The organism is Streptomyces glaucescens (assembly GCF_002154375.1).
Taxonomy (GTDB): domain Bacteria; phylum Actinomycetota; class Actinomycetes; order Streptomycetales; family Streptomycetaceae; genus Streptomyces; species Streptomyces glaucescens.
The window spans coordinates 1-8,051 of sequence record NZ_MUND01000777.1; the positions used below are offsets into that span (position 1 = coordinate 1).

The following is an 8,051-nucleotide window of genomic DNA, read 5'->3' on the forward strand; positions in this document are numbered from 1 at the left end:
GCGCCCGCCGGGGCGACCCTGCTGCTGTACACGGACGGCCTGGTCGAGTCCCGGTTGCGGGACGTGTGGACCGGCATAGAGCAGCTGCGCGAGAAGCTCGCCGCGACCGCGCAGCTGACCGGGCCGGACCATCCGCCGCCGCTGGAGGCGCTGTGCGACGAGGTGCTGGACATGCTCGGGCCGGGCGACCGGGACGACGACATCGCGCTGCTCGCCGCCCGGTTCGACGGGATCGCGCCGAGTGATGTGGCGTACTGGTTCCTGGAGCCGGAGGACGCCGCTCCCGGCCGGGCCCGGCGGTTGGCCCGGCGGGCGCTCGCCCGGTGGGGCATGGAGGAGCTGACCGACTCGGTGGAGCTGCTGGTCAGCGAGGTCGTCACCAACGCGGTGCGGTATGCCTCGCGGCCGATCACGCTGCGGCTGCTGCGGACCGACGTGCTGCGGTGCGAGGTCGGTGACGATGTGCCGCAGCTGCCGCGGCTGCGGCAGGCCCGGGCCACCGACGAGGGTGGGCGTGGGCTGTACCTGGTGAACCGGATGGCCCGGCGGTGGGGGGCGACCCGGCTCAGCACCGGGAAGGTCGTCTGGTTCGAGTTGAACCGGATATAGGCGCGCACCCGCCGTGACGACGACTGTCGTCCGGCGGGTGCGGCTTGTGCGCGGGGTTCGCGCGGTTCCCCGCGCCTCTCTTCCGGGGTGCCGTTACCGGTCCTGTTCCGGGTCGAACGGGTTGTCCGGGAGGCCGCCGCCGTCCGGCGGAGGAGTCGTGGTCGTCGGCGGTGTGGTCGTCGGCGTCTGCGACGGGGTCTGCGACGGCGTCTGGCTGGGGGTCTGCGACGGGGTCCGGCTCGGGGTCTGCGACGGCGTCTGCGACGGCGTCCGGCTCGGGGTCTGCGACGGGGTCCGGCTCGGGGTCTGGCTCGGCGTCGTCGGGGTCCAGGTCGGCTCCACCGCCGCGCCCTGGGCGGTCTCCAGGTCGAACTCGGTGACCTTGCCCATCGCGCCGAAGGTGTACTGGGCCCAGATCTGCGCCGGGAAGCCACCGCCGTTGATGCGGTCCTCGCCGAGCGCGTCGTACATCGGGACCTGGCGGTGCGGGGGCTTGTCGTCCTCGCCGAACAGGCCGACCGAGGTGACCAGGGTGGGGGTGTATCCGGTGAACCAGGCCGACTTGTTGTCGTCGGACGTACCGGTCTTGCCGGCGACCTGCTGGCCGTCGCGCATCGGGTTGTTGCGGACCGACCTGCGGGCCGTGCCGTCGTCGACCACGCCGGTGAGCACCGAGGTGACCGTGTCGGCGGCCTCCCGGCTGATGACCTGCTCACCGACCGGGTCGGGCAGGTCGACGGCGGTGTCCTTGTGCTCGGCGGAGGCGAGCAGGGTCGGGGTGACCTTCTTGCCGTGGTTGGCGAGGGTGGCGTAGGCGCCGGCCATCTCCAGCGGGCTCGCGCCCATCGAGCCGAGGGTCTGGGCGGGGACCGCCTCCAGGCCTTCGGTGTCCATGCCGAGCCGGCCGGCGGTGTCCAGCACCCTCTGCATGCCGACGTCCACGCCCATCTGTGCGAAGACGGAGTTGACGGACTGGTTCATCGCCTGCTGCACGGTGATGTCGCCGTAGTCGACGTGGTCCTCGTTCTCCGGGGCGAAGCCGACCCGGACGCCGTTGTCCACGACGGGGCGCTCGCTGTCGCCGTCGTAGAGGGTGTTGGCCCTGATGGGGGTGCCGTCCTGGGTGGTGGCGCCCTCTTCCAGGGCGGCGGCCAGGATCATCGGCTTGAAGGTGGAGGCGGGCTGGTAGTCGTCGCGGGTGGCGTTGTTCGTGTAGTGCTCGACGTAGTCCACGCCGCCGTACATGGCGAGGACCCTGCCGGTCCTCGGGTCGACGGAGGCGGCGCCCGCCTGGACGTCCGCGTCGACCTTCCGCTGCTTCGGGTCGAGCTTGCGGGTGAGCTGGTCCTCGACGGCCCGTTCCAGCTGCTTCTGCTTCTTGCTGTCGATGTTGACCGTGATGGTCCAGCCGCCGCGCTTGATCTTGGTGAGCGCCTCTTCCATGTCGGCGGCGGCGCCCTGTGCGACGAGCTGCCCGGCGAGTTCCCGGTTGGCCTCCTCGACGATGTAGCCGTTCTGGCCTTCCATGCCGGGCGCGGCCTTGGGCTCCTTCGGCACCGGGAACTTCATCCCGGAGCGCTTGCCGGCGTCGAGCCAGCCCTCCTCGACCATGTTGTCCAGGACGTAGTCCCAGCGTTCGCGGACCAGCTTCTTGCCGGTCGGGGAGGCGATCGACCAGTCGTAGGAGTTGGGGGCCTGGAGCAGGGCGGCGAGGTAGGCGCCCTGTTCGAGGGTGAGGTCCTCGGCGTCGACGCGGTAGTAGGACTGGGCGGCGGCCTGGATGCCGTAGGCGTCGCGGCCGTAGAAGCTGGTGTTCATGTAGCCCGCGAGGATGGCGTCCTTCGACATCTGGCGGTCCACCTTCAGGGAGATGATCAGCTCCTTGAGCTTGCGGCTGACCGTCTGTTCCTGGGTGAGGTAGTAGTTCTTGACGTACTGCTGGGTGATGGTCGAGCCGCCCTGCTTGCCCTTGCCGGAAAGGGTGTTGAGGACGCCGCGGGCGGTGCCCTTCAGGTCGACGCCGGAGTCGCTGTAGAAGGACTTGTTCTCGGCGGCGACGAAGGCCTTCTGGACGGGCTTGGGCACCTCGGCGAGGTCGACGACCTCACGGTTGAGGCCCTTGCGGGCGAGGGTGGTGCCATCGCTGTACTGGTAGACGTTGCCCTGCTCCTTGGCGAGGGCGTTCCCCTGCGGGATGTCGATCAGCAGGTACAGCACGACGAAGGCGCCGATCCCGAGCAGGCACACCCCGAGGAACGTGCCGAGGATCTTCTTCCAGGTGAACAGCCGGCGTATGCCGCTCTTGCCGGCCGCGCCCGACGAACGGCGGCGCCGGGGCGCCGCGCGGCGGCCACCGCGCTGTCGCGCTCGTCTCTCTTCCGCTCGTCCCATGAGTCCGTCTGCTCCGCTTCGTTCTCGGTCGTCACACATGTGCGCATGGCTCAGGTCAGCTCTGAAAGCTAACACCGCTCTATGTGACCAAGTCGGTTCGATCCGGTCTTTTACGGACGTGACAATCAGCACGCGTCCCACCGGAACCGACGCCCGAAAGCGGTTCAGGGTTGCCACGAGCGGGTAAAGTGATATCAGTTAGCTAGGTAAGAGCTAAGCAGTACGAGAACGGGGGACCACCCATGTCCACACACGACGCCGCGGCGACCGCCGACCTGCCCGAGATGCCCGAACCCCGGGTCCGGGAGTTCACCGCGCACAGCATCGGCGGCGGACTCGCCCTGCTCCTGGGTCTGCTCGGGCTGCTGGCGGGCGTCGCGGCGGTCGTCGCCGCCACCGCCGTTTCCGCGACCGGCGCCAAGGCCGCACTGATCGCCGGCGGCATCCTGGTCGGCATCGCGGCGTTCGTCGCCATGTGCGGGCTGAACATGGTGGCGCCGGGCGAGGCCCGGGTCGTCCAGCTCTTCGGGCGGTACCGGGGCACCATCCGCCAGGACGGACTGCGCTGGGTGAACCCGCTCACGTCCCGGACGAAGATCTCGACGCGGGTGCGCAACCACGAGACGGCCGTCCTGAAGGTCAACGACGCCTACGGCAACCCGATCGAGCTGGCCGCGGTCGTGGTCTGGAAGGTCGAGGACACGGCGCAGGCCACCTTCGAGGTGGACGACTACATCGAGTTCGTCTCCACCCAGACCGAGGCGGCCGTCCGGCACATAGCCATCGAGTACCCGTACGACGCCCACGACGAGGACGCCCTCTCGCTGCGCGGCAACGCCGAGGAGATCACCGAGAAGCTGGCCGTCGAACTGCACGCGCGCGTGGAGGCGGCCGGTGTGCAGATCATCGAGTCCCGCTTCACGCACCTCGCCTACGCGCCGGAGATCGCCTCCGCGATGCTCCAGCGGCAGCAGGCCGGTGCGGTGGTCGCGGCGCGGCGGCAGATCGTGGACGGCGCGGTCGGCATGGTCGAGGCGGCCCTGGACCGGATCGCCGAGCGGGACATCGTGGAACTCGACTCCGAACGGAAGGCGGCGATGGTGTCCAACCTGATGGTGGTGCTGTGCGGGGACCGCTCCGCGCAGCCGGTCCTCAACACCGGGACGCTCTACCAGTGACGGACTCTCCGGAGGGACCCGCTCCGCGGCGGCGGCCGCGGCAGCAGCGCAAGCAGGTGCTGCTGCGGCTCGACCCGCTGGTGTACGAGGCGCTGGCCCGCTGGGCCGGTGACGAGCTGCGCTCGGCCAACGCGCAGATCGAGTTCCTGCTGCGCCGGGCGCTGGCCGAGGCCGGCCGGCTGCCCGGCGAGGCGGGCCCGATCCCGCGCCGGGGCCGCCCGCCGAGAGGGCCCGCGAGCGACCAGGACAACTGAACACCGCACGTATACGCGGAACGTATACACGCGACGTATACATGGTGTGTAGAGTGGCCGCCATGTCCATCGGTCACACCCTTCTCGGCCTCCTGGAGTCCGGCCCGCGCCACGGCTACGACCTCAAGCGGGCCTTCGACGCGAAGTTCGGTCAGGACCGGCCGCTCCACTACGGCCAGGTCTACTCGACGATGTCCCGCCTGCTGAAGAACGGGCTCGTCGAAGTCGACGGCATCGAGCCCGGCGGCGGGCCCGAGCGCAAGCGGTACGCGATCACCGACGCCGGGATCACCGACGTCGCCCAGTGGCTCGCCACCCCGGAGAAGCCCGAGCCGTACCTCCAGTCGACCCTCTACACCAAGGTCGTCCTCGCCCTGCTCACCCACCGCGACGCCGCCGGGATCCTCGACACCCAGCGCGCCGAGCACCTGCGCATGATGCGGATCCTCACCGACCGCAAGCGCAAGGGCGACCTCGCCGACCAGCTGATCTGCGACCACGCCCTGTTCCACCTGGAAGCCGACCTGCGCTGGCTGGAACTGACCGCCGCCCGTCTCGACAAGCTCGCCCAGACGGTGGTGACCGCATGACCGCCCCCGCCGGCGCCCTGCTCGTGGCTGAAGGGCTGCGCAAGACGTACGGGCCGACGACGGCGCTCGACGGCGCCGAGTTCTCCATCCACCCGGGCGAGGTCGTCGCCGTCATGGGCCCCTCCGGGTCCGGCAAGTCGACACTGCTGCACTGCCTCGCCGGGATCGTCACCCCCGACGCCGGATCGATCCGCTACGCCGGCCGCGAGATGGCCACCATGAGCGACGCCGAGCGCAGCGCGCTGCGGCGCAGCGAGTTCGGGTTCGTCTTCCAGTTCGGGCAGCTGGTGCCGGAGCTGAGCTGCGTGGAGAACGTGGCGCTGCCGCTGCGGCTGAACGGCGCGCCCCGCAAGGCCGCCGAACGCGCGGCCCGCGAGTGGATGGCCCGCCTGGAGGTCGACGACATCGCGGGCAAGCGGCCCGGCGAGGTCTCCGGCGGCCAGGGCCAGCGGGTCGCCGTGGCGCGGGCGCTGGTCACCAGTCCCCGGGTGCTGTTCGCCGACGAGCCGACCGGCGCGCTCGACTCGCTCAACGGCGAGCGCGTCATGGAGCTGCTGACGGACGCGGCCCGGTCCACCAACGCGGCCGTCGTGCTCGTCACCCACGAGGCCCGGGTCGCCGCCTACTCCGACCGCGAGATCGTCGTACGGGACGGCAGGTCGCGGGACATGGAGCGCGTCGTATGAGCCTGCGGCAGTGGTCCAGGGACCTGGGCCTGGGGTTCCGGTTCGCGTTCGCGGGCGGGCGTGAGGGGTGGATCCGCACCCTGCTGACCGCCGTCGGCGTCGGGCTCGGGGTGGCGCTGCTGCTGCTCACGACCGCGATCCCGAACGCGCTCGCGGCACGTCACGACCGGGAGAGCGCCCGCTCGGACCTCCTGTTCAACCAGACGGAGCCGAAGAAGGGCGACGACACCCTGCTGATCGCCAACGCCGGCACGACCTTCCGCGAGATGGACGTCCGGGGGCGGGTGCTGGAGCCCGAGGGGCCGCACGCTCCCGTACCGCCCGGCCTCGACGAGCTGCCCGGCGTGGACGAGATGGTGGTCTCCCCGGCACTGAAGCGGCTGCTGGAGTCCGACGAGGGCAAGCTGCTGCGCGACCGGCTGCCGCAGAAGATCGTCGGCACCATCGGGGAGAGCGGGCTGATCGGCTCGCAGGAACTCGCCTTCTACCGCGGCGGGGAGGGCCTCGCGGCCCGGCTCGACGACGGGGTCGCCCGGCTCGAACGGTTCGGGGATCCGCTGCCCTCGTCCGAGCGGATGGACCCGGTGCTGCTCCTGCTGGTCCTGGTCGTCTTCGTGGTGCTGCTGATGCCGGTCGGCGTCTTCGTCGCCACCGCCGTGCGGTTCGGCGGCGAGCGCCGCGACCGGCGGCTCGCGGCGCTGCGGCTGGTCGGCTCCGACAGCCGGATGACCCGGCGGGTGGCCGCGGGCGAGGCGATGGCCGGGGCGCTGCTCGGGCTGGTCTTCGGCACCGGGTTCTTCCTGATCGGCCGCCAGTGGGCGGGGTCGGTGGAGGTCTTCCGGTTCAGCGCGTTCCCGAGCTATCTGAACCCCTCGCCGCTGCTGGCGCTGCTGGTCGCCGTCGCGGTGCCGGCCGCCGCCGTGCTGGTCACCCAGTTCGCGCTGCGCGGCGTGGTGATCGAACCCCTCGGTGTGGTGCGCACCTCGCGGCCCGCGCGGCGCCGGCTGTGGTGGCGGCTGCTGCTGCCGCTCGCCGGCCTCGCGCTGCTCTACCCGATGATCGGCAACGGGCGGGAAGCGGGCGAGTTCAACCAGTACCTGGTCACCGGCGGCGTCCTGCTGCTCCTCGTCGGCGTGACCGCGCTGCTGCCGTGGATCGTCGAGGCGGTCGTCGCCCGGCTCGGCGCGGGCGCGGTGTCCTGGCAGCTCGCCGTACGCCGGCTCCAGCTGAGCAGCGGCTCCGCGGCCCGCATGGTCAACGGCATCGCCGTCGCGGTGGCGGGAGCGATCGCGCTCCAGATGCTCTTCGCGGGCGTCGAGGAGGACTACACGGAGAGCACCGGCAAGGACCTCACCCGCGCCCAGATGCAGGTCGGCGTCCCGGCGGGCCTCTCGCTCGACGCGGCCCGCGCCCGCTTCGAGACGACCCCGGGCGTCACGCGGGTCTACGGCTTCTCCGAGGGCATGCTCGACAACCGGCTCACCGACCCCGACCGGTTCACGCAGGTGGCCGTCGGCGACTGCGGCTCCCTGCGGGAGCTGGCCGCGCTGCCCTCCTGCCGGGACGGTGACGTGTTCGTCCTGGAGGGCGCCGACTACGACACCGAAGGGCCCGCGCTGGCCCGGCCGGGCAGCATGCTCTACTTCGACCCCCCGAGCGGTGACGAGTCGACGCCGATCGCCTGGGCCGTGCCGCAGGACATCAAGCGGGCCCGCTCGATCGTCGACCCCACCGGCACCCGGCGCGGCGGCGTCCTGCTCACTCCGAGCGCCCTGCCCCGCGAGGCCGCGACGGCCGTGCCCGGCCAGCTGTACCTGCGGCTGGACGAGTCCGTGCAGGACGCCCGCGAGCACGTGCGCAACACCGCCGCGGACATCGACCCGTTCGCCGAACCGATGACCTGGGTGTCCAGCAAGCAGAACAACCGGTTCACCGCCATCCGCAGCGGCCTGTTCGTCGGCGCCACCTGTGTGCTGCTGCTGATCGGGGCGAGCCTGCTCGTCTCCCAGCTGGAGCAGCTGCGCGAACGGCGCAAGCTCCTGTCCTCGCTGGTCGCCTTCGGCACCCGGCGCCGCACGCTGAGCCTGTCGGTGCTGTGGCAGACGGCGGTCCCGATCGCGCTCGGCCTCGCACTGGCCTGCGCGGTGGGGCTGACCCTGGGCACGGTGCTGCTGAAGATGACGGACACCGCGGTCCGCGTGGACTGGATGAGTGTGCTGGCCATGACGGGCATGGGCGCGGCCGTCGTCCTCGCCGTAACCCTGCTCAGCCTGCCGCCCCTCCTCCGGCTGATGCGCCCGGACGGGCTGCGCACGGAGTAGGACGGGCGCATCAGCCGGAGGA

7 protein-coding genes are annotated in these 8,051 nt (G+C 71.4%); 6 read left to right on the forward strand and 1 reads right to left on the reverse strand.

Going from position 1 to position 8,051, the window contains the following annotated elements; all coding sequences use genetic code 11:
• Window positions 1–609, forward strand: a 609-nt coding sequence (locus tag CCN42_RS37000) for an ATP-binding SpoIIE family protein phosphatase (protein WP_158102187.1), incomplete at its 5' end; no start/stop codon positions are given.
• A 93-nt stretch (window positions 610–702) separates the two neighbouring features.
• Here the strand turns inward: CCN42_RS37000 and CCN42_RS37005 are convergent.
• The gene (locus CCN42_RS37005) at window positions 703–3,000 is read right to left on the reverse strand and encodes a transglycosylase domain-containing protein (protein ID WP_086741685.1); all 2,298 of its coding nucleotides are present in this window, start codon (window positions 2,998–3,000) and stop codon (window positions 703–705) included.
• A 242-nt stretch (window positions 3,001–3,242) separates the two neighbouring features.
• Between CCN42_RS37005 and CCN42_RS37010 the strand changes: the two genes are divergently transcribed.
• The 5 genes from CCN42_RS37010 to CCN42_RS37030 all read left to right on the forward strand — a co-directional run bounded on the left by CCN42_RS37010 (window position 3,243) and on the right by CCN42_RS37030 (window position 8,029).
• Window positions 3,243–4,178: an SPFH domain-containing protein gene (locus CCN42_RS37010; protein WP_086741686.1), complete on the forward strand. Its 936-nt coding sequence runs from the start codon at window positions 3,243–3,245 to the stop codon at window positions 4,176–4,178.
• Window positions 4,175–4,432, forward strand: coding sequence for a type II toxin-antitoxin system antitoxin (locus tag CCN42_RS37015; protein ID WP_086167262.1), 258 nt, complete (start codon window positions 4,175–4,177; stop codon window positions 4,430–4,432). The genes CCN42_RS37010 and CCN42_RS37015 overlap by 4 nt, the downstream gene beginning before the upstream one ends.
• A 62-nt stretch (window positions 4,433–4,494) precedes the next feature.
• Entirely contained in the window at window positions 4,495–5,022 is a 528-nt protein-coding gene (locus tag CCN42_RS37020; protein WP_086741689.1) for a PadR family transcriptional regulator, read from the forward strand.
• The gene (locus CCN42_RS37025) at window positions 5,019–5,708 is read left to right on the forward strand and encodes an ABC transporter ATP-binding protein (RefSeq protein WP_086741687.1); all 690 of its coding nucleotides are present in this window, start codon (window positions 5,019–5,021) and stop codon (window positions 5,706–5,708) included. Before CCN42_RS37020 ends, CCN42_RS37025 begins: the two co-directional genes overlap by 4 nt.
• Window positions 5,705–8,029, forward strand: coding sequence for an ABC transporter permease (locus CCN42_RS37030; protein WP_086741688.1), 2,325 nt, complete (start codon window positions 5,705–5,707; stop codon window positions 8,027–8,029). The genes CCN42_RS37025 and CCN42_RS37030 overlap by 4 nt, the downstream gene beginning before the upstream one ends.
• Window positions 8,030–8,051: the final 22 nt, after the last annotated feature.